The sequence below is a fragment of the Streptomyces sp. 3-6 genome (genome assembly GCF_056323165.1).
In genome coordinates this window covers 185,551-206,235 of the sequence record NZ_JBWHZP010000002.1, presented here as the reverse complement: position 1 = coordinate 206,235, position 20,685 = coordinate 185,551, and the positions used below count along the sequence as shown (strand labels likewise).

The window sequence follows — 20,685 nt, the reverse complement described above, 5'->3', positions numbered from 1 at the left end:
GTCATGCACCGACCCGTCCTGCTCGTCGTCGCGCACGGCAGCCGCGACCCGCGGCACGCCGCGACCGTGCACGCCCTGGTGCGCCGGGTGCGGGCGCTGCGGCCCGGGCTGCGCGTGGAGACCGCGTTCCTGGAGTTCAACGTCCCCTCGGTGCCGGGCGCCCTGGCGTCGCTGGACGCGGAGGGCGTGCGGGACGTCGTCGCCCTGCCGCTGCTGCTGACCCGCGCCTTCCACGCCAAGACGGACCTCCCGGCGGCGCTGGCCCAGGCGCCGTCCCGGCTGCGCGTCCACCGGGCCGACGTGCTCGGCCCGTCCCCGCTGCTGCTGCGGGCCCTGGAACGGCGGCTGCACGAGGCGGGCGTCCGGCCCGCCGACCGGTCCTCGACCGGCGTCGTCCTGGCGTCGGCGGGGTCCTCCGACCCGGAGGCGATCGCAGTGATCGCAGACATCGCGCGGGAGTGGCGGCACACCGGTTGGTGCGCCGTGCGGCCTGCGTTCGCCTCCGCCTCCCTGCCCCGCACCGAGGACGTGGTGCGGGAACTGCGCGAGCTGGGCTACGCCCGGGTCGCGGTCGCCCCCTACGTGCTGGCCCCCGGTTTCCTGCCGGACCGCATCGCGCGGGGCGCGGCCGGGGCGGACGTCCTGGCCGACGTGCTGGGCCCGGCCCCGGAGGTGGCCCGGGTGCTGCTGGAGCGGTACGACGCGGCGCGGGCGCCGCTGCCCTCGGCGCTGGGGGCCTGAGACCCGGCCCCGGCGCCGGGCACCCCGGGCCGCCGGATCCCCTCGCGCCCCCGGAGGCGCGCCCCCGCTGATCGCGCTCCCGACCGGGGGAGGGCCGTCAGGCGAAGGACAGGCCGCCGGTGCGGGTCCGCTTCAGTTCGAAGACGTCCGGGTCGCGGGCCAGCACCTGGAAGGCGTCGAACAGCTCCACCGCCCGCTCGCCGCGCGGGACCGCCCGCAGCACGGGCCCCAACCACACCGTTCCGTCGACGTGCAGGGTGGGCGTGCCCACGTAGCCGCCCGACTCCGGTTCGACGCCCGCCTCGTGGCTGCGCCGGACGGCGTCGTCGTGGGCCGGGTCGTGGGCGGCCGCCGCCAGGTCGTCGGGCAGCCCCAGCTCGGCGAGGGACTCTGCGACCACCGCGTCGAAGTCCTTCGCGCCCCGCTCGTGGATCCGGGTGCCGAAGGCGGTGTACAGGTCCCGCAGCACCTTCTCGCCGTGCCGCTCGGCGGCGGCCACCGCCACCCGGACCGGTCCGAGGGACCGGTCGACCAGATCCCGGTACCAGTCGGGCAGTTCGTTGCCCACGTTGTGCAGGTACAGGCTCATCACCCGGAACCGCAGGTCGAGCGGGCGGTGCCGCTCCACCTCCAGCAGCCAGCGGGAGGTGATCCAGGCGAAGGGGCAGGCCGGGTCGAACCAGCAGTCGACCCGGGTCGGGGCGGGGGTGGGCGTCGTGTGCGTCATGCCGTCGACGGTAGGCACCGGACGGCGCCGGCTCCCGGGCCACTTCCGGATCCGTTTCCCGGTCCACTTGAGGTGACGCGTCGTCGGGGCCGCCCGGCCGTCCGGCCCGTCCGCAGGGCCGTCCCCGTCCCCCCTCGCCTGACGGCGCTCGTCACCTTCCCGGCCGCCGGGGCGGATGGCGATCCGGTTCCGCCGGGCCGCCGGTCCCGGCCTCCTTCTTCGCCACCGCCGACCCGCTCCCGGGGGAGGCCGTCAGTCGCCGTCGGGCGGGAACAGCGTCCCCTGGTGGAAGTAGAGGCGCCAGCCCTGCTCCGTGCGGCGCCACAGCGAACTGCGGTGGGCGCGGCGGCCGTTGTGGTCGGTGTCGAAGGTGAGGTGGACCGTGCCGGGGGCGATCTCGACGGCCTTCATGGCGGACACCGTGGCGGCCGGGGCCCCCGAGTCGCCCTCCTGGGTGAGCGCCTCGATGATCGCGGCGCGGTCCCAGACCCGCCCGGACGCCCCGAACTCGAAGAACTCCGGGTGCAGCAACGCGTCGACCCGTTCGGGCGAACTGCGCACCTCGGGGTCCAGCAGCCTCAGTTCGCCCTCGATGGCGGCGTCCACGGCGGTGTCCTGCTCAGGCACGGGTGAGCTCCACGAGTTTGACGACGGTGTTCCAGTTCCGGGTGGTGGCGATCACGCCGCGGGTGACGCGCGGCCGGGCCAGTTGCTCCGCCAGCTTCGACCGCCCCAGCCCGTCGGGCACGTACAGGTACAGCACGCGGTCGCCCAGGCGGAACTCCTCGGGACGATGGGCCTCGGCGTCGAGGCCGGCGAGGCGTTCGGGGTCGAGGGGCGCGGAGAAGTAGGTGGCGTGGAGCTGCCGGCCCTCCAGCCGCTCGGCGGGGAAGGGACAGGCGTCGACCACCGAGCGCAGGTAGGCGTGGTCGCGGACGATGATGTCGACGGGGAAGCCGAAGTGCTCCTCGACGGCCTCCGTCAGTTCGGCGGCGAGTAAGTCCTCGTCGCCGCGGGCGGCGGTGAAGACCGCCTGACCGCTCTGGAGGTAGGTGCGGACGGCCGTGTGGCCGAGGCCCTCCAGCAGGGTGCGCAGTTCGGCCATCGGCACCTTGCGGCCGCCGCCCACGTTGATCCCGCGCAGCAGCGCCGCGTACGTCGTCACCATGCCCCCACGATAGAGCGGCCGTCGTGCCGCGTGGGGGTGGGCACGACGGTCGCGTCCGCGCGCGGCGGCGGTGCTGATCGACGCCACGGTCATCCGGGCGTCGTCGCGCCCGTCGGTCATGGCCCTGCTGGGCGAGTGCACCCTGGTACCTGCCGAGGCGGCTGAGACGGCTGCCCGACCTCACGCACGACGAGCGCCGGGGGGGAGGACGTGCGCCCGCGGGCGTCCGGCGTGCAGGACGACCCGGACGGGGCCTGACCGGGAGCGGAAGGGGTGGGGCCCGGCCGGTGCCCCGGGTCCCGTCTGTCCGCGTGCCGGCCGGTGCGCCGTGCCCCGCCCGTGTCCGGGTGCAGGCCGGTGGGCGGGGCGGATGCCCGGGCCGCGGCTCGGTTCCGGGTCAGGGGCCGCAGCGGGGCCCGGGACGGGGTTCGGCCCCGCACCCCCGCCCCCGCGCCGGGGTACGGGCGCGGGAGAGGTCCGGGCCGGGGCTCCCTGCCGGGGTCCGCCCCGGCGTTCCCTCCGGCGCCCCTCCCGCCGCCTGCCGCCGCCTGCCGCGCGGCGCCTACCGTCCGGCCGGGAGTTCGGCCTCGATGAGGTCGGCGGCGCGGCGGGTGCCGCCCTCCTCGGCCATCTCCGCGCGGATCCGCTCCAGCCGCCGGGCGACCTCCGGGTCACCGGTCAGCTCCAGGGCCGCCGCCCGCAGACGGGAGGCGGTGGCCTCCTGGGTGGGCAGGTGCCGGGCGACGCCGAGCCCCTGGAGCAGGTCGGCGTTGCCGAACTGGTCCACGGCCTGCGGGACGGCGATCATCGGGGTGGCGGTGGCCAGCCCCTCCTGGCTGCCGCCCGCGCCCGCGTGGGTGACGAACAGGTCGGCCTGCTTCAGCACCGCGAGCTGCGGCACCCAGGAGTGCACCTCGACGCCGTCCGGCAGCTCCCCCAGTTCGGCGGGGTCGACGTGGCGGCCGATCTGGAGCACCAGGTGCCAGCCGGGCAGGCCGCCGAACGCCTCGACGCACTCCCGGTAGAAGGCGGGCTGCTTGGTGAAGGACGACCCCAGGGAGACCAGCACCACCTTCTCGGCGCCCGCGGGCCGCTGCCACTCCCCCTCCCCGCTGCGGTCGCCCTGGCAGGCCCCGACGAAGGTGTACGCCGTGTCGTCGACCCGGTCGGCGTTCGGCTGGAGGGCGCGGGGGATGAGGACGAGGGAGCGCTCGGGGCGGCCGACGAAGGAGTCGGGGTGCTCGGTGATGCCGTTCTCCTCCAGCCAGGCGTGGAAGCGGGCGTAGTAGGCGCGGCCCCGTTCGGTCTTCCGCGGTTCCGCCCACATCGGCTCGGCGACCTCCTGTTCGTATCCCTCCCAGGCGACCATGGCCGGGGAGAGGGAGACCGCGGGGACGCCCCAGCGGTGGGCGAGGACACGGGCCGGGTAGGCGGCGATGTCGTGCAGCACGAGGTCGGGGGTGTCGCCCTCGTAGGCGGCGGTCAGCTGCGGGAGGGCCTGCACGGCGTCGTCCAGGAAGGGCTCCACGTTGTCGAGCAGGGTGGTGCCCCACGCCTCGGGGTCGGCGTCGGGCCCCGGCAGCGTGCTGTTCCACACCTTGGGTTCGGCGCCGACCGCGGCGACCTTCTCCGCGAACTGCGGCGGGATCGCGTAGGTCACCCGGTGGCCCCGTGCCACGAGCTCGCGGATCACCTCGAGGCTCGGGTTCACGTGCCCGTGGGCGGCGATGGAGAACATGGCGATGTGTGCGGCGGGTGGCGTCATGACCGCGACGCTACACGAGACGATACGTCTCGTCCAGTCTTTCGGGTGCGGGGTACCGCGTCCACGGCGCGACCTGTGCCAATGCGACACTGGCCGCCGTGCGGACGGCCGCACGGGGCCGCACGAGAACGGACACGGAGGCGGATGGTGGACGAGGCACGGGCGCGGGAGGTGCTGGCCGCGTCGGAGACGCTCCCCGGTGGGGGACGGGACGCGACGCTGCTGGCCCTCGGCGAGAACGCGGTGTTCGGCGCCGGTGACCTGGTCGTCAAGGTGGGCCGCGACGCCGAGCTCCTGGAGCGGGCGCGCCGCGGGCTGGACATCGCCCTCTGGCTGGCCGAGCAGGGCGTGCCGGCGGTGCGTCCGGCCGAGCCCCGGGCCCGGCTGGTGGAGGGCCATCCCGTCACGGTGTGGCACCGGCTGCCCAAGCCGGTACGGCCCGCCGCCCCGCGCGACGTGGCGGAGCTGCTGCGGCTGGTGCACGCCCTGCCCGCACCGCCCTTCGCGCTGCCGCCGCGGGACCTGCTGGGCGGGGTGGAGCGCTGGCTCCGGCTGGCGGGCGACGCGATCGACCCGGCGGACGCGGCCTACCTGCGCGAGCGGCGGGACGGTTTCGCCTCCGCCGCCGCCCGGCTGACCCCCCGTCTGCCGCGCGGTCCGATCCACGGGGACGCGCTGCCGCGCAACGTGCACGTCTCGGCCGACGGCCCGGTGCTGGTGGACCTGGAGACCTTCTCGTGCGACCTTCGGGAGCACGACCTCGTCGTCATGGCCCTCTCCCACGACCGGTACGCGCTGCCGGAGGAGGAGTACCTCTCCTTCACCGGCACCTACGGCTGGGACGTGCGGGAGTGGGAGGGGTGCACGGTGCTGCGGGGCGCGCGGGAGACGGCCAGCTGCGCCTGGGTGGCCCAGCACGCGCCGCAGAACCCGAAGGCCCTGGCCGAGTTCCGGCGCCGGGTGGCCTCCCTGCGCGACGGGGACCCGACCGTCCGCTGGTACCCCTTCTGACCCGCCCCGGCAGCGACGCGCGCCCCCGCACCGCCGTCCGCCCCGGGCACGGAGCCACACCGCCGCACGGATGCCCGCCCCGGCACCGCCCCCGTCCGCCCCGGCACGGCCGCCGGCCCCACGGTGTCTCAGACGCCCGGCACCGGCTGTCCGGCCGGCTCGCGCAGCGGCCAGGTCCCGTCCACGGTCGCCGTCGCGTCGCCCTTGCGGCGCAGGAAGTCCTGGAAGTCGGCCGCCCACTCGGCGTACCACCGGATCTGACGGCGGTGCAGTTCCGCCGGGCCGAGCGCCGCCACCTTGGGGTGGCGGACGGCTATCGCGCGGGCCAGCCGGGCGGCGGCGAGGGCGTCGGCGGTGGCGTCGTGGGCCGCGTCGAGGGCTGTGCCGTACTCCGCGCAGACGGCTTCCAGGTTCCGCTTGCCCCGGCGGTAGCGGTCGACGGCGCGGTCGATGGTGTACGGGTCGATGACCGGCGCCGGGTCCCTGCCGCCGAGCCGGTCGCGCAGCGACGGCAGGCCGTACCGGCGCAGTTCGGCGGAGAGCAGGCTGAGGTCGAAGGCCGCGTTGTACGCCACGACCGGGACGCCCGTCTCCCAGTAGCCCGTGAGGACGTCGGCCACGGCGTCGGCGACCTGGTCGGCCGGACGCCCCTCGGCGGCGGCGCGGGCGTCACTGATGCCGTGCACCGCGACCGCGTCCGGCGGGATGGGCACCCCCGGGTCGGCCAGCCACTCGCGGCGGCCCCTCGGCTCCCCGTCGCGGACCTCGATGACGGCGGCCGTGACGATGCGTGCCTCGCGCGGGTCGGTCCCCGTCGTCTCCAGGTCGAAGCCGATCAGCAGCTCCCGGTGCCAGCCCATGGGCTGCCCCCCTTCTGTGTGGTGCGTTCCCCCAGTGGTCATCACCCTCGCACGCGCCACTGACAACCGGAGGTCCGCCCTCCGCCACCGGCCCTCCTCCCCCGACGGCACCCGGGCGACGGCGACGGGCCCTCCCGGGCGGCTTCACGGGCCCACCCGGGCCGGCCCCCCGGCGACGGCGACGGGCCCTCCCCCCGACGGCACCCGGCCGGTCCGGGGCTCAGGACACCGGTCGCGAGTCCGCCCACATCTGCTCGAACTCCTCGCGGTAGGTGGGGAAGAGGCCCGCCTCCTCCGCCTCGCCCGGTTTGACCACCTTGGTGCCGTTGCGCAGGACGACCACCGGCGCCTCCATCCCGCGGGCCCGGCGCAGGTAGTTCTGCACCACGGCGATGCCGTCGGCGCCGTCCCCGTCCACCAGGTAGGCGGTGCAGCGCGGGGTCTCGTCGTAGACCTGGATCTCGAAGGCGCCCGGGTCCCGCAGCCGGGACCGCACCCGGCGCATGTGCAGGATGTTCATCTCGACCGAGCGGGCCAGTTCGCCGCGCTTGAGGCCGAGTTCACGCTCCCGGCGCTTGACCGCGCTGGAGGCGGGGTTGAGGAACAGCAGCCGCACCCGGCAGCCGGACTCGGCCAGCCGCACCAGCCGGCGGCCGGAGAAGTTCTGCACCAGCAGGTTCAGGCCGATGCCCAGGGCGTCCAGGCGGCGGGCACCGCCGAAGATGTCCTCGGCCGGGAACTGCCGCAGCAGCCGCACCCGGTCGGGGTGCACGGCGACCACGTCGGCGTACCGGTCGCCGACCAGGTCCTCCACCGCGTCGACGGGCAGCCGGCGCGCCGAGGGCACGTCGCCGCCGGTGCCGAGCATCTCCAGCAGCCGGGCGGAGGCCCGTTCCGCCTGGTTCAGCACGGCCTCGGACAGGGCGCGGTTGCGGGAGACCACGTTGCGGGTGACCTCCAGCTCGTCCAGGGCGAGTTCGACGTCGCGCCGGTCGTCGAAGTACGGCTCGAAGCACGGCCAGTGCTGCACCATCAGCTCGCGCAGCTGCGGCAGTGTGAGGAAGGAGAGCACGTTGTCGTCCGCCGGGTCGAGCAGGTAGCCCTTGCGGCGGCTGACCTCGCGCACCGCCACCGCGCGCTGCACCCACTCCTGGCCGGCCGGGCCGGCGGCGGCGACCACCCACTCGTCGCCGTGCACGGGCTCGTAGACGGGCCGCAGGACGGCGGCCACGACCGCGCGGAGCCGCTGCTCGACGAGGTTCAGCCAGATGTAGGCGCGGCCCGCCCGCTGGGCGCGGGTGCGGACCTCCCGCCAGGCGTCCCCGTCCCAGTCCAGCTCCGGTCCGATCGACCCCGCGTCCATCGGCCGTGCCAGGGACACCGCGCCCGGCGGGGCGTCCGTGGAGGTCCCCTCGTGACCCTCGTCACCAGGGGGCAGCTCCAGCCCTCCCGAGCCCACCCGTGCACCGCCTTCCGCTCCCCCGGGACTCCCCGTCCCGACGATCAAGGAGACTACTCCGCAAGCGGCGCGCGGTGCAGCCCGATGGGCCGGGTCGTTTCCCAACTTCCGCACTCCGCACGATCGTTCCGTACCTGCGGACCGACCGTGAGTGATCCGGCTCATAGTGGCACGCGGGCCGGGATCCCGGCCGCCCCTCGCGTCACCGGCGCCACGGACGCACACGTGTGCGGTGCGGACCCGTCCGGGACGCTCCGATCGGAGGATGCACGGGCGGGCCCGGAGTGGGCATATGTCTGGGGGCCTGTCCGACAGGTCGCAGGGTTCCCTCATTTTCGAAGGAGACTCGGGGAGACTCGGAGCCAGGCGCCGCCCTCGGCGCCGTACACCGGAAAGAGTCGTATCCATGCAGGTCTGGCCTGGCGAAGCGTATCCACTCGGTGCCACGTACGACGGCGCCGGCACCAATTTCGCGGTCTTCACGGAGGCCGCGGACCGAGTAGAGCTGTGTCTGCTGCACGACGACGGCTCCGAGACGGCGATCGAGCTGCGGGAGAGCGACGCGTTCGTGCGGCACGCGTACCTGCCGGGGATCATGCCCGGGCAGCGCTACGGCTTCCGGGTGCACGGGCCGTACGCCCCCGAGCGGGGGCTGCGCTGCAACTCGGCGAAGCTGCTGCTCGACCCGTACGCGCGTGCGATCAGCGGTGCGGTCCACTGGGGTGAGGAGGTCTACGGCTACCACTTCGACGACCCCGACCGGCGCAACGATCTCGACTCCGCGCCGCACACCATGACGTCGGTCGTGGTCAACCCGTACTTCGACTGGGGCGACGACCGGCGCCCCCGGACGGAGTACCACCACACGGTGATCTACGAGGCCCACGTCAAGGGCCTCACCATGCGCCACCCGGGGCTGCCGGAGGAGCTGCGCGGCACCTACGCGGCGCTGGCGCACCCGGCGGTGATCGAGCACCTGACCGAGCTGGGGGTGACGGCGCTGGAGCTGATGCCGGTGCACCAGTTCGTCAACGACCACCGGCTGGTCGACATGGGTCTGAACAATTACTGGGGCTACAACACCATCGGCTTCTTCGCACCGCACAACGCCTACGCGTCCTGGGGCGACCGGGGCCAGCAGGTGCTGGAGTTCAAGTCGGCGGTGAAGGCGCTGCACGAGGCCGGGATCGAGGTCATCCTCGACGTGGTCTACAACCACACGGCCGAGGGCAACCACCTGGGCCCGACCCTGTCCTTCAAGGGCATCGACAACCCCCGCTACTACCGGCTGACCGACGACCCGCGGTACTACATGGACACCACGGGAACCGGGAACTCGCTGCTCATGCGGTCCCCGCACGTGCTGCAGCTGATCATGGACTCGCTGCGCTACTGGGTCACCGAGATGCACGTGGACGGCTTCCGGTTCGACCTGGCGGCGACGCTGGCCCGGCAGTTCCACGAGGTGGACCGGCTGTCGTCGTTCTTCGACCTGGTGCAGCAGGACCCGGTGGTCTCCCAGGTCAAGCTGATCGCCGAGCCGTGGGACCTGGGCGAGGGCGGCTACCAGGTGGGCAACTTCCCGCCGCTGTGGACCGAGTGGAACGGCAAGTACCGCGACACCGTCCGGGACCTGTGGCGGGGCGAGCCGCGGGCGCTCGCGGAGTTCGCCTCCCGGCTCACCGGCTCCTCCGACCTGTACCAGGACGACGGGCGCCGGCCGCTGGCCTCGATCAACTTCGTCACCTGTCACGACGGCTTCACGCTGCACGACCTGGTGTCGTACAACGACAAGCACAACGAGGCCAACGGCGAGGACAACCGGGACGGCGAGAGCCACAACCGGTCCTGGAACTGCGGTGCCGAGGGCGACACCGACGACCCGGACGTGCTGCGGCTGCGGGCCCGGCAGATGCGCAACTTCATCGCCACCCTGATGCTGTCCCAGGGCGTGCCGATGCTCAGTCACGGCGACGAGCTGGCGCGCACCCAGCGCGGCAACAACAACGCCTACTGCCAGGACAACGAGATCGCCTGGCTGGACTGGCCGGGGCAGGACACCGACGGCTCCGGAGCCACCCCGGGCGCCCCGGACACCCCGGACACCCCGGACGCCGGGGGCGGCCGGGACCGGGGCGGCCCGGACGGCTTTCGTGGCACCGGGGAGGTCGACGGGACCGCGGACTCCGGGAACACGACGGCCGGCACGGACGGCACCGACCCCGCCGACGACCTGCGGCGGCAGATGCTGGAGTTCACCCGGGCCATGGTGTGGCTGCGCAAGGACCACCCGGTCTTCCGGCGGCGCCGCTTCTTCCACGGCCGCCCCGTGGAGGGCACCCACGACGACCTGTCCGACATCGCCTGGTTCACTCCGGAGGGCGCGGAGATGACCCAGCGGGACTGGGACTCGGCGCGGGCGTCGGCGCTGACCGTGTTCCTCAACGGCAACGCGATCTCCGAGCCCGGCCAGCGGGGGGAGCGCATCACGGACGACTCCTTCCTGCTGATGTTCAACGCCTCCCCCAAGCCGCTGGACTTCGTGGTGCCGGTCGACCACGGGCGGCAGTGGCAGGTGGTGGTCGACACCGCCCGCGCGGACGGCGTCCCTCCCGGCACCGGGGCGACGGCCGACGCGGGTGACCGGCTGACCCTGCCCGAACGGAGCCTGACCGTGCTGCAACGGCCCGCGTAGCCGCGCCCCGGGCCACCCGTACGGGGCGACGGGTGGCCCGAGCGGCGGCGCGGATGACAGGAAAACCGCCGGGCCGGGTACGTAGCTGTGCATGACCCCTCAGCGACCTGATCCGGTGCTGCCCACGGCGACCTACCGGCTGCAGCTGCAGCCGGACTTCCCGTTCGGGGCCGCGGCGGCCGCCGTGCCGTACGTGGCCTCGCTCGGCGTGTCCCACCTGCACCTGTCCCCCGTCCTGGAGGCCGTGCCGGGCTCGGCGCACGGCTACGACGTCGTGGACCACGCGCGGGTGCGCGGGGAACTGGGCGGGGAGGAGGGGTTGCGGGCCCTGTCCCGCACCGCGCGCGAGCACGGCCTCGGCCTGGTGGTGGACATCGTCCCCAACCACATGGCGATGGCGCCGCGCCACAACGGCGCCCTGTGGGACGTGCTGCGCGAGGGCCCCACCTCCCGGTACGCCCGGTGGTTCGACATCGACTGGCAGGCCCAGGACGGCCGGGTGCTGCTGCCGGTGCTGGGCGGCCCGCTCGGCGAGGAGCTGGACGGCCTCACGGCCGACGGCGACGTGCTCCGCTACCACGACCACGCCTTCCCGCTGCGCGAGGGCACCGGGGACCTGCCGCTGCCGGAGCTGCTGGACGCCCAGTGGTACCGGCTCGCCTGGTGGCGGCTGGCCCGCACGGAGCTGAACTACCGGCGGTTCTTCAGCATCTCCGAGCTGATCGGGGTGCGGGTGGAGGACCCGGAGGTGTTCGAGGCCACGCACGCGAAGATCCTCGCACTGCTGCACGAGGGGGTGATCGACGGGCTGCGCGTGGACCACCCCGACGGACTCGCCGACCCGGACGGCTACCTGCGGCGGCTGCACGAGGCGTCCGGGGGGCGGTGGACGGTCGTGGAGAAGATCCTCGCCGACGACGAGCCGCTGCCCGCCTCCTGGCCGGTCGCCGGCACCACCGGCTACGACGCGCTGCGCCGGATCGACGGCCTGTTCACCGACCCGGCCGGGTTCGGCGAACTGCTCGCCCGGTACCGCCGGTTCGCGGCCCCGCAGACCGACCGGGGCGGCGACTGGGCCGCGACGGTGCGGCGCGCCGCCTACACGGTGCTCGCCCACGAGCTGGCCGCCGAGGTCGACCGGCTCACCCGGGTGGCGGTCCGGCTGTGCGGGACCTCCCCCGAGCCCGCCCTGCGCGACCGCGCGCCCTGGGCGCTGCGCACCGCGCTGCGGGAGCTGCTGGTCCGGCTGGAGGTGTACCGTCCGTACGGCTCCGCGGACGCGGCCCGGGTCGTCACCGAGGAGGCCGCGGCCGAGGCCCGGCTCGCGTTCACGGTGCCCGAGGAGGCCGGGGCGGTGGACGTCGTACGGGACCTGGTGCTCGGACGGTACGGGGACGGGCCCGCGCACGTGGAGTTCCGTACGCGGTTCGCGCAGACCGCGTCGGCGCTGCGGGCCAAGTCCGTGGAGGACACCGCGTTCTACCGCTATGTGCCGCTGCTGTCGGCGACCGAGGTGGGCGGCGAACCGGGGCGTCCGGCGGTGTCCCCGGAGGAGTTCCACGCGTACTGCGCGCGGCTGCAGCGCGACTGGCCCGCCACCGGCACCGTCGTCTCCACCCACGACACCAAGCGCAGCGCCGACGTACGGGCCGCGCTGAACGTGCTGACCGAGTGCCCGGAGCGCTGGGCGGACGTGCTGGCGGAGGTCTCCCGTACGGGCTCCGGCGTGCCGGACGCGCAGCTGGCGTGGGCGGCCTGGCAGACGGTCTTCGGGCTGGGCCCGGCGGATCCGGACCGGGTGCACGGGGCGCTGCTGAAGCACGTCCGCGAGGCCGGGATGTACACCAGCTGGACCGAGCAGGAGCCGCCCTACGAGGAGGCGGTGCGGCGGTTCGTGACGGAGGGCCCCTGCGGGGTGCCCGGCGAGCGGGTGACGGCCTTCCGGGAGGCGCTGGAACCGCACGTGGCGGCCAACGTGCTGGGCGCCGCCCTGGTCCACCTGACGATGCCGGGCGTGCCGGACGTCTACCAGGGGACGGAGGCCGAGTACCGGGCCCTGGTCGACCCCGACAACCGCCGCACGGTGGACTTCCCCGCCGGTCCGGTGCCTCCCGAGGGGGCGAAGGAGACGGTGACGCGGGCGGCGCTGGACGTGCGGGCGCGGCGGCCGGAGGTGTTCGGCGACCGGGCGTCGTACGAGCCGCTGGCCGCGGACGGGCCGGCCGCCGCGCACTGCGTGGCGTTCGTGCGCTCCGGGCGGGTGCTCACCGCCGTGACCCGGTTGTCGCTGCGGCTGGCGGAGGCGGGCGGCTGGCGGGAGACCCGGCTGCCGCTGCCGCCGGGCCGGTGGGCGGATCTGCTCGCGCCGGGGCGGGAGTTCACGGGCGAGGTGCGCGCGGCCGACCTCTTCGAGCGGTGGCCGGTGGCCCTGCTGGAGCGGGTCGACGGCGCGCCGGACGGAGGGGACGCGGGCGGCGGGGCGTGACGTCCGCGCGGGGTCGCGGGACGCGCCCGGTGGAGTGCTCCGAGCGCCCCGGAGCACTCCGCCGGGCCCACCCTTGACAGCGGTCCGTGACCGTGCGGTACTGCGGATTGCGAGGTCGGGCGGATGCGACGGGGGGTGGGTCTGCTGCCGGAGCTGCGCTACCCGACGGTGGCCGAACTGGAGTCGGCCGCCCGCCTGCTGGCCGGCCGGCGGCCCGGTCTGTGCGCCCTGCGGCAGGTGGGGGTGTCCCGCGGGGGACGGCCGCTGTACCTGCTGTCCGTGGGCCGTGCCGAGCCCGCCGTCCTGGTGGTGGCCGGCGCCCACGCCAACGAACCGGCCGGGGGCGGCACGCTGCTCGCCCTGGCGCGGCGGGTGCTGGCCGAGGCGGAGCTGCGGGACGGCACGTCCTGGCACTTCCTGCTGTGCGCCGACCCGGACGGGGCGAGCCTCCACGTCACCTCGCCGCCGCGCAGCCTGTACGACTACCACCTCGGTTTCTTCCGCCCGGCGGGCCCCGAACAGCCCGAGTGGGCGCCCTCGTTGCTGCCGCCGGACCGGCTGCCGCCGGAGACCCGGGCGCTGACCGGTGTCATCGACGAGCTGCGGCCCTACCTCCAGGTGTCGCTGCACGGCACCGAACTGGGCGGCAGCTGGGTGCAGTTGACGCGGGACCTGCCCGGGTTGTCGGAGCCGTTCGGCAAGTCGGCGGCCCAACTGCACATTCCGGTGGAGACCGGCGCCTCGGACGCCGCGGGCTGGCCGGCCTCCGGACCGGGCGTGCACGTGATGCCGGCGGTGGAGGCCGGCCCGGCGTATCCGAGCCTGCCGGACGACGCCCGGCACAGCACCTGGTACCACGCCCACCGGTACGGCGGCCTGACCGCCGTGGTGGAGGTGCCGATGTGGGCGAGCGACCTGGTGGACGACCCCGCGCCGCACCCGGCGCCGGCGGCGGCGCTGCGGCACCTGTCGCACCGGCTGCTGCGGGACGCGGAGACGGTGCGGCGGGTCCTGGAGCAGGCGCGGCCCCGCCCGGAGTCCGGCGGCGGCCCGCTGCTGCGGGCGGCGACGTGGGGACTGGAGCTGGTGCCGGGGCTGGCCGCCGACCTGGTGCGCACCCCGCCCGCCGACGGCACCCGGGCGTACGTCGGCAGTGTGGACGCGTTCGCCCGGCGGGTGCCGCTGCGGGCGGCGGCCATGCTGCTGCGGGCGCTGCGCGACAGCGACGCGCGGGCGGCGGCCCGGCTGGAGCACCTGGTGGCGTCGTGGAGCGACGCCTTCGCCGTGCGGTTCCGGGCCCGTTGGGTGCCCGTGGAGCACCAGGTCGAGCACCAGTCGCGCGCCGTGGTGGCGGCGGCCCTCCACGCGCGCGAGCGGGCGCTCTGAGAGCGCCCGCGGTCTCCTGCGCCCCGGGGCCTACGGCCCGTCCGCGGTGAAGACCGAGCCCGTCCGGGCGGCCATCACACAGGCGTTGGGGAAGGTCTCGGTGTACGCCACCGGGCGGCCCCGCCACCTGCCGTGCGCCTGGACGGTGACCGGGGCGTGGACCATCGTGCACATCACGTCCTTGGCCGGGATGCCGGCGATACGGCCGTCCGCGGCGTCCAGTTCGGCGCAGGCGTCGGCGGCCCGCCGGTGGCCCCGGGGCGGGTCGCACAGCAGCAGGGTGCCCGGGGCGGCGGCGGTGGGGGCCTCGCCCGGTTCGACGGTGAGGTAGAGCCAGTTGTCGGGGACGGCGGAGGCGGGGGCCGCCTGGACGGGGGTGGCACAGGTGAGGAGGGCGACCGCCGCGAGCAGGGCGCCCCGCAGCGCTCGCGCGCCCCTCGCGGGCCGCGGGCCGCGGCCCGCCCCGGTCGGCCCGGTCGGCCCGGTCTGGTGTGCCGCTCCGGTGGCGCGTCGCGTGTGGGCTGAGATGTGCGTCATGCCCGATGCATCGGCACGAGGGGGCTCCGACCGCACCCGGGTCACCCGAACGGGAGGCTCCGGTGAGCGGCGCGGGCATCGGGCCCCGGAGTGCGGAGGGCGCGGCCCCGGCCGGTCGCGGAAGACGGACGGCACGGCCTCGGCCGGTAACGGAGGGCCGACGGCGCGCGGCGTCAGTCGGCCCCGGGCGGACGGCGCGGTCAGTCCGCCGAGAGCCGGTACGTCATCCGCCCGAAGCCGACCTGGTCGCCCTCGCGGACGACGGCCGCGCCGACGACCCGCCGCCCGTTGACCGTGGTGCCGTTGGTCGACCCCAGGTCCCGCAGCACCCACAGGCCGCCCTGGTGGCGCAGTTCGGCGTGCACGCGGGAGACCGTCTCGTGGTTGAGCCGCAGCCCGTTGGCGGGGTCGCGGCCGATGCGCAGCGGGTGGCCCGTCCGCGGGTGCGGCAGCAGCAGCTTGGGCAGCCGCTCCGCCTGCCAGGCCCGGCGCAGCCGCACCCCGAACCCGGAGACCGCCTCCACGGTGCCGAACACCAGCCGGGACACCCGGCCCTCGGTCCGCAGGTCGGCGGTGAGCACGGCGAGTTCCTCGGGCCGGCGGGCGGCGAGGGCGAGTTCCATGCGCCGCACGAAGGTGTCGTGGGACAGCCGGCCGGAGGCGGCGCCGTCCCGCAGCACCTTCAGCGCCTGGTCGCGCTCCGCGTCGGACAACCGCGCGGGGTACGTGTTGAACTCGAAGGACGACGTCACGCACGGAATTGTCGGTCAGCGCGGCCCCGCCTGTCCAGAAAGCGGGGGACGGACGCCCGGCAGGGGCCCGCCGTTCGGCGACACCGGCCGCAAAAGGGCGAATCCACCGGCGGATTGATCGCGGATACCGCACGATGGACGGGCTACGTCACGGTGAGCAGACGAAGGGGAACCGTCCGTGCAGTTCGAGGTGTGGGCACCACAGGCCGGCCGTGTGACGCTCGAGTGCGACGGCGTCACCCACGCGCTGGAGCGTGACGCGCGGCGGGAGGGGTGGTGGCGGGGGGAGGCCGACGCGCGGGACGGCTCGCGGTACGGCTTCTCGCTGGACGGCGGCCCGGTGCGGCCCGATCCGCGCTCGCGCCGCCAGCCGGACGGCCCGGACGGGCTCAGCGCGGTCGTCGACCACGACCGGTACGACTGGCGGACGCCGTGGGGCGGACGCCCGCTGCCGGGAGCCGTGCTGTACGAGCTGCACGTGGGCACGTACACGCGCGAGGGCACGTTCGACGCCGCCGCGGACCGGCTCGGCCACCTCGCGGAGCTGGGCGTCACGCACGTGGAACTGATGCCCGTGTGCCCCTTCCCGGGACGGCACGGCTGGGGGTACGAGGGCGTGTCGCTGTGGGCCGTGCACGAGCCGTACGGCGGCCCGGAGGGGCTGAAACGCTTCGTCGACCGGGCGCACGCGCTGGGCCTGGGCGTGGTCCTGGACGTGGTGCACAACCACCTCGGGCCGTCCGGCAACTACCTGCCCGAGTTCGGGCCGTACTTCACGGACACGCACCACACCCCGTGGGGCTCGGCGGTCAACCTGGACGCCCCCGGCTCGGACGAGGTGCGCGCCTACCTGACCGACAGCGCGCTGGCGTGGCTGCGGGACTACCGGATCGACGGGCTGCGCCTGGACGCGGTGCACGCCCTGGTGGACACCCGGGCGTACCACTTCCTGGAGGAGCTGTCCCAGGCCGTGGACACCCTCGCCGCGGAGACGGGCCGTCCGCTGTTCCTGGTCGCCGAGTCGGACCTGAACGACCCGCGGGTGATCACGCCCCGCCCGGACGGCGGCCTCGGGGTGCACGCGCAGTGGAACGACGACTTCCACCACGCCCTGCACACCGCGCTGACCGGCGAGTCGCAGGGCTACTACGCCGACTTCGCGCGCGCCCCGTTCGCCGCCCTCGCCAAGACCCTCACCGGGGGGTTCTTCCACGACGGCACGTACTCCAGCTTCCGGGGCCGCCACCACGGCCGGCCGCTGGACCGCACCCGGGTCGCCGGGCACCGGCTGCTCGGCTACAGCCAGACCCACGACCAGGTCGGCAACCGCGCCCGGGGCGACCGGCTGGCCGCGCTGGTGTCCCCGGGGCGGCTGGCCGTGGCGGCAGCGCTCACCCTGACGGCGCCCTTCACGCCCATGCTGTTCATGGGCGAGGAGTGGGCGGCGGGCACGCCCTGGCAGTTCTTCACCGACCACACCGACGCCGCGCTCGCCCAGGCGGTGAGCGAGGGCCGGCGGCGGGAGTTCGCGGCGCACGGCTGGACGGCGCGGGAGGTGCCCGACCCGCAGGACCCGGCGACCCGCGAGCGCTCGTGCCTGGACTGGTCCGAGCCGGAACGCGAGCCGCACGCGCGGGTGCTGGACTGGTACCGGCGGCTGATCGCCGTGCGCGGACAACAGCCGGACCTCACCGACCCCGACCTGGCCGACACCAAGGTGGCCTTCGACGAGGAACGCCGCTGGCTGGCGTTCCGGCGCGGTGACGTGCTGGTCGCCGTGAACCTCGCCGACGAGCCCGCCGCGATCGCCCTGGGCGCCCCGCACGCGCGGGTGCTGGCCGCGTGGGAACCGGTCGACGCCCCGGGGCCGGACGGTGTGCTGCACGTGCCCGCCGAGTCGGCGGTCGTGCTGCTCCAGGACTGAGGGCGCCGCTCGGTGTGCGGCGGGCCGCACAGTGCGGGTGGTTCGGGCGGCCGGGCAGTCGGTGCGCGTGTCCCAGGCGGCCGGGCGGTACGGGTGTCCCGGGCGGTCGGGTGGGCCGGGCGGCGGGCGGTCGGGTGGCGGGCGGTCGGGTGGGCCGGGCGGCCCCGCGGGCACGTCCTGCGGGCCGGGTGCCCGGGGGCCGTCCGGCGGGCTGGACGGTCCGGGCCGGGCGCCTCCGGTGGCTCACGGCCGGCCCCGGAGTCAGGGGCCGGGTTCCGCGGCCGGATCCGGGTTCCGCGGCCGGGTCAGGCGGACTCGTCCTGGTCAGACGGGCTCGTCCGGGCCCCGGAGGTCGGTGACGCGCTCCAGGAGGATCGCCTCCCAGGCGCGGCGCAGCCGGACGCGCAGCAGCGGCAGCGGGGCAACCGGGCGGCCGTCGAGCGCCCCGGCGAGGTGCAGGACGGCGTCGCAGCGGGCCAGCCACAGGCCGCGCAGGCAGGGGCGGGCGCCGTACCCGGCGAGGGTGGCGGCGCGGACGGCGGCGGGGGCGCCCACGGCGACGGCGAGGCCCGCGATGTCCTCGGCGGGGTCGCCGACCGCCGTGCCGCCCCAGCCGAGGACGCCGCGCACCCGGCCCTCGGCGCTGACCACGAGGTGGTCGCCGGTGAGGGCGTGGTGGGTGAGCACGGGCGGGCCGGACTGGGCGGCGAGCTGGACCGCGGCGGGCTGGGTGAGCTGCCGCAGCCGGACCGGGTCGAACTCGTCGGCCACGCCGAGCCGTTCGGCGGCGGCGCGCGCGGCCTCGCGCAGCGACTCCAGGGAACGCGGGGCGACGCGCGGCACGCCGAACGTCTCCGCCTGCCGGGCGGGCACGTCGCGCAGCCCGGTCAGCAGTCCGGCGAGGTCCGTCTCCCCCACGGCGGACACCCGGTGGTCCTCGGCGGAGCCGCCGGGCACGCGGGTGTCGAGGGTGCAGCTCAGGCCGGGCGCCCACTCGCCGCGCGCCACGCTGACCGGGACGGCGACCGGGACGTGCGGGCGCACCAGGTCGCGCACCCGGAGTTCGCGGCGCTGCCGGAGGCTCGCCTCGCGGTCGGGGGCGAGCCGCAGCACGTGGCGGTCGCCCACCCACCAGGTGCCGGACCGGTCGCCCTCGGCGACGGGCCGGACCCGGTCGGGGGCGGCGGGGCGGTCGCGTCCGTCCCCGTCGTCCTTCAGCAGGGTGCGCAGCAGTTCGCGGACGCTGTCCGCGGTGGGTGTCGGTGCCTGGGTCATGGTCGCGCCGTTGTCGTTCGGAGAGGGCGGGGCGGGGGCGTCGGTGGCCTCACTCCACGGTCACCAGCTCCCGGACCGTGTCGTTCAGCCGCCGCCCGCCGTCCGCGGTGACGGTGACGATGTCCTCGATGCGGACGCCGAACCGGCCGGGCAGGTAGACGCCGGGTTCGACGGAGAAGCACATGCCGGGCACGAGCGGCTGTTCCTCGCCCTCGGTCAGGTAGGGCGGCTCGTGGGTGGTGACGCCGATGCCGTGCCCGGTGCGGTGGATGAAGTGCGCCCCGTGCCCGGCGTCGGCGATGACGGCGCGGGCGGCCCGGTCGACGTCCTGGCAGGCGGCGCCGGGGCGCACCGCGCGGAACCCGGCCTCCTGGGCCGCGCGCACCAGGTCGTGCACCCGGCGCTCCTCGGCGGTGGGCTCGCCGACGTGGACGGTGCGGGAGGTGTCGGAGCCGTAGCCGTCCTTCAGCCCGCCGAAGTCCAGGACGACCATGTCGCCGTGCCCGATGACGCGGTCGCCGGCCTCGTGGTGCGGGTGGGCGCCGTTCGGGCCGGAGGCGACGATGGTGAAGTCGACCCGCTGGTGTCCGAAGCGCAGCAGGAGGGCGGCGAGGTCGGCGGCCACGTCCCGTTCCCGGCGCCCGGCGAAGGGCACCGTGCGGATCTCCTCGAACGCGGCGTCCGCGGCGGCTCCGGCGGCGGCCAGCAGCTCCAGTTCGGCCGGGTCCTTCACGGCGCGGAGCATCGGCAGGGCCTCGGTGAGGGAGGCGTGGGTGGTGTCGGGCAGCGCCCGCTGGAGGGCCAGCAGGTGCAGCGCCCAGGTGTTGTCGCTGACGCCGTAGCGGCCGACGGGGTCCAGGAGGGCGGCGGTGGCGGTGTAGGGGTCCGTGCCGTCGGTCCAGTCGCGCAGGGTCAGGGCCGGGGCGCCGGGGGCCCGCTCGGCGTCGGGGGCCTCCAGGGCGGGGGCCACCAGGACGGGGTCGCGGTCCGGCGTCAGGACCAGCAGGGTGAGCCGTTCGGTGTCGGCGGGCGGGGTGTAGCCGGTGAGCCAGGTCAGGTCCGGCCCGGGGGCCACCAGCAGGCCGGCCAGTCCCGCGTCGGCGGCCTGGCGCACCGCACGCTCCATGCGGGCCCGGTGGTCGTCGGCGGTGAAGGGCGCGGGGGCAGTGCCGTTCATCCGGGCCTCCCGGGGTGGGCGTGAGGGTCACGGCAGCATCCTGCCCGTCCGGGGGCGGCGGCGCGAGCCGGTTCGCGGGGTCCGGCGGGCGGCCGGCCGGGCCGGGCGGGCGTCATGTGACGATGCCCGGCACGGCCGTCAGCTGCCGGTGGGAGCCGTCGCGGTGGCGCACGGTCAGGGTCACCGCCCGTCCGGGGCGGGCCCGGGCGACGGCGCGGGCCAGGTCCGCGGCGGTGTCGACGCGGGTGGTGTCGAGGGCGAGCAGGACATCGCCCCGGACGAGGCCGGCCGCGTACCCGGGCCCCGGCACGTGCACGCCGACGACCAGGGCGCCCGGCCGGCGGTCGTCCGTCACCTCCAGGCCGAGCCCGGCGACGCCCGGGGCGGCGGCCGGCGGGGCGGGGCGCGCCCCGGGCGCCGGGGCGCCCTCCGGAACCGTCGCCGGGGCGTCCCCCTGAACGTTCTCCGTAGCGTTCTCGGGCACGTTCTCCGGAACGTTCTCAGGCACGTTCTCCGGGTCGGGGCGGGAGGCCGGGGACGGCACGGTGACCGGCAGGCCCGCCTGCCGCCGCAGCTCCGCCAGGCCGTCGGCCCCGATGAGGGCGGCGCCCGTCGCCCCCAGCGCGACCCCGGCGAGGACCAGCACCGTACCGACGACCACGGTGACCAGTACGGACACCAGCCGCCGCCCGCGCCGACGGGTGGCGTGCGGCCGGGTCCGCG

Annotated in this window: 17 protein-coding genes; 6 read left to right on the top strand and 11 right to left on the bottom strand. The window is 75.9% G+C overall.

What is annotated here, in order from left to right:
* The first annotated feature begins 3 nt into the window (after nucleotides 1–3).
* Nucleotides 4–741 (top strand): sirohydrochlorin chelatase, encoded by a 738-nt coding sequence (locus tag AC02VZ_RS05095; RefSeq protein WP_476474624.1) that lies wholly within the window; start codon nucleotides 4–6, stop codon nucleotides 739–741.
* 97 nt (nucleotides 742–838) lie between these two features.
* On the opposite strand, the gene AC02VZ_RS05090 is transcribed toward AC02VZ_RS05095, so the two are convergent.
* The 4 genes from AC02VZ_RS05090 to AC02VZ_RS05075 form a co-directional block, all read right to left on the bottom strand.
* Complete coding sequence (locus AC02VZ_RS05090) at nucleotides 839–1,468, bottom strand: mycothiol-dependent nitroreductase Rv2466c family protein (protein ID WP_432057893.1); 630 nt, start codon at nucleotides 1,466–1,468, stop codon at nucleotides 839–841.
* Nucleotides 1,469–1,720: 252 nt separating this feature from the next.
* Nucleotides 1,721–2,095: a nuclear transport factor 2 family protein gene (locus AC02VZ_RS05085; protein ID WP_432057892.1), complete on the bottom strand. Its 375-nt coding sequence runs from the start codon at nucleotides 2,093–2,095 to the stop codon at nucleotides 1,721–1,723.
* Nucleotides 2,088–2,636 (bottom strand): DUF1697 domain-containing protein, encoded by a 549-nt coding sequence (locus tag AC02VZ_RS05080; protein ID WP_476474623.1) that lies wholly within the window; start codon nucleotides 2,634–2,636, stop codon nucleotides 2,088–2,090. The genes AC02VZ_RS05085 and AC02VZ_RS05080 overlap by 8 nt, the downstream gene beginning before the upstream one ends.
* A gap of 562 nt (nucleotides 2,637–3,198) precedes the next feature.
* The gene (locus AC02VZ_RS05075; RefSeq protein ID WP_476474622.1) at nucleotides 3,199–4,401 is read right to left on the bottom strand and encodes a glycosyltransferase; all 1,203 of its coding nucleotides are present in this window, start codon (nucleotides 4,399–4,401) and stop codon (nucleotides 3,199–3,201) included.
* A gap of 147 nt (nucleotides 4,402–4,548) precedes the next feature.
* On the opposite strand from AC02VZ_RS05075, the gene AC02VZ_RS05070 reads away from it, so the two are divergent.
* Entirely contained in the window at nucleotides 4,549–5,412 is an 864-nt protein-coding gene (locus AC02VZ_RS05070) for a phosphotransferase enzyme family protein (RefSeq protein ID WP_476474741.1), read from the top strand.
* Between the two features lie 128 nt (nucleotides 5,413–5,540).
* On the opposite strand, the gene AC02VZ_RS05065 is transcribed toward AC02VZ_RS05070, so the two are convergent.
* Both AC02VZ_RS05065 and AC02VZ_RS05060 read right to left on the bottom strand, forming a co-directional pair.
* Nucleotides 5,541–6,272: a 3'-5' exonuclease gene (locus AC02VZ_RS05065; RefSeq protein WP_432057888.1), complete on the bottom strand. Its 732-nt coding sequence runs from the start codon at nucleotides 6,270–6,272 to the stop codon at nucleotides 5,541–5,543.
* A gap of 220 nt (nucleotides 6,273–6,492) precedes the next feature.
* On the bottom strand, nucleotides 6,493–7,731 hold the full coding sequence (locus tag AC02VZ_RS05060) for an SAV2148 family HEPN domain-containing protein (protein ID WP_432057887.1): 1,239 nt from the start codon (nucleotides 7,729–7,731) through the stop codon (nucleotides 6,493–6,495).
* A 406-nt stretch (nucleotides 7,732–8,137) separates the two neighbouring features.
* On the opposite strand from AC02VZ_RS05060, the gene glgX reads away from it, so the two are divergent.
* The 3 genes from glgX (at nucleotide 8,138) to AC02VZ_RS05045 (ending at nucleotide 14,297) form a co-directional block, all read left to right on the top strand.
* Nucleotides 8,138–10,426: a glycogen debranching protein GlgX gene (gene glgX / locus AC02VZ_RS05055; protein WP_476474621.1), complete on the top strand. Its 2,289-nt coding sequence runs from the start codon at nucleotides 8,138–8,140 to the stop codon at nucleotides 10,424–10,426.
* A gap of 91 nt (nucleotides 10,427–10,517) precedes the next feature.
* The gene (gene treY, locus AC02VZ_RS05050; RefSeq protein ID WP_476474620.1) at nucleotides 10,518–12,911 is read left to right on the top strand and encodes a malto-oligosyltrehalose synthase; all 2,394 of its coding nucleotides are present in this window, start codon (nucleotides 10,518–10,520) and stop codon (nucleotides 12,909–12,911) included.
* 135 nt (nucleotides 12,912–13,046) lie between these two features.
* Nucleotides 13,047–14,297: a M14 family zinc carboxypeptidase gene (locus tag AC02VZ_RS05045; RefSeq protein ID WP_476474740.1), complete on the top strand. Its 1,251-nt coding sequence runs from the start codon at nucleotides 13,047–13,049 to the stop codon at nucleotides 14,295–14,297.
* A gap of 30 nt (nucleotides 14,298–14,327) precedes the next feature.
* On the opposite strand, the gene AC02VZ_RS05040 is transcribed toward AC02VZ_RS05045, so the two are convergent.
* Together AC02VZ_RS05040 and AC02VZ_RS05035 are read right to left on the bottom strand one after the other, a co-directional pair.
* Nucleotides 14,328–14,834 carry an SSI family serine proteinase inhibitor gene (locus tag AC02VZ_RS05040; protein WP_476474619.1) on the bottom strand — a complete coding sequence of 169 codons (507 nt, stop codon included), beginning with the start codon at nucleotides 14,832–14,834 and terminating at the stop codon, nucleotides 14,328–14,330.
* A gap of 200 nt (nucleotides 14,835–15,034) precedes the next feature.
* The gene (locus AC02VZ_RS05035) at nucleotides 15,035–15,586 is read right to left on the bottom strand and encodes an FHA domain-containing protein (protein ID WP_476474618.1); all 552 of its coding nucleotides are present in this window, start codon (nucleotides 15,584–15,586) and stop codon (nucleotides 15,035–15,037) included.
* A 178-nt stretch (nucleotides 15,587–15,764) separates the two neighbouring features.
* On the opposite strand from AC02VZ_RS05035, the gene treZ reads away from it, so the two are divergent.
* Entirely contained in the window at nucleotides 15,765–17,510 is a 1,746-nt protein-coding gene (treZ, locus tag AC02VZ_RS05030; protein WP_432057881.1) for a malto-oligosyltrehalose trehalohydrolase, read from the top strand.
* A 324-nt stretch (nucleotides 17,511–17,834) separates the two neighbouring features.
* On the opposite strand, the gene AC02VZ_RS05025 is transcribed toward treZ, so the two are convergent.
* The 3 genes from AC02VZ_RS05025 to AC02VZ_RS05015 all read right to left on the bottom strand — a co-directional run bounded on the left by AC02VZ_RS05025 (nucleotide 17,835) and on the right by AC02VZ_RS05015 (nucleotide 20,641).
* Complete coding sequence (locus AC02VZ_RS05025) at nucleotides 17,835–18,785, bottom strand: aminoglycoside phosphotransferase family protein (protein ID WP_476474617.1); 951 nt, start codon at nucleotides 18,783–18,785, stop codon at nucleotides 17,835–17,837.
* 49 nt (nucleotides 18,786–18,834) lie between these two features.
* Nucleotides 18,835–19,962 (bottom strand): aminopeptidase P family protein, encoded by a 1,128-nt coding sequence (locus tag AC02VZ_RS05020; RefSeq protein WP_476474616.1) that lies wholly within the window; start codon nucleotides 19,960–19,962, stop codon nucleotides 18,835–18,837.
* Between the two features lie 112 nt (nucleotides 19,963–20,074).
* Nucleotides 20,075–20,641, bottom strand: coding sequence for a PDZ domain-containing protein (locus tag AC02VZ_RS05015; RefSeq protein WP_476474615.1), 567 nt, complete (start codon nucleotides 20,639–20,641; stop codon nucleotides 20,075–20,077).
* Nucleotides 20,642–20,685: the final 44 nt, after the last annotated feature.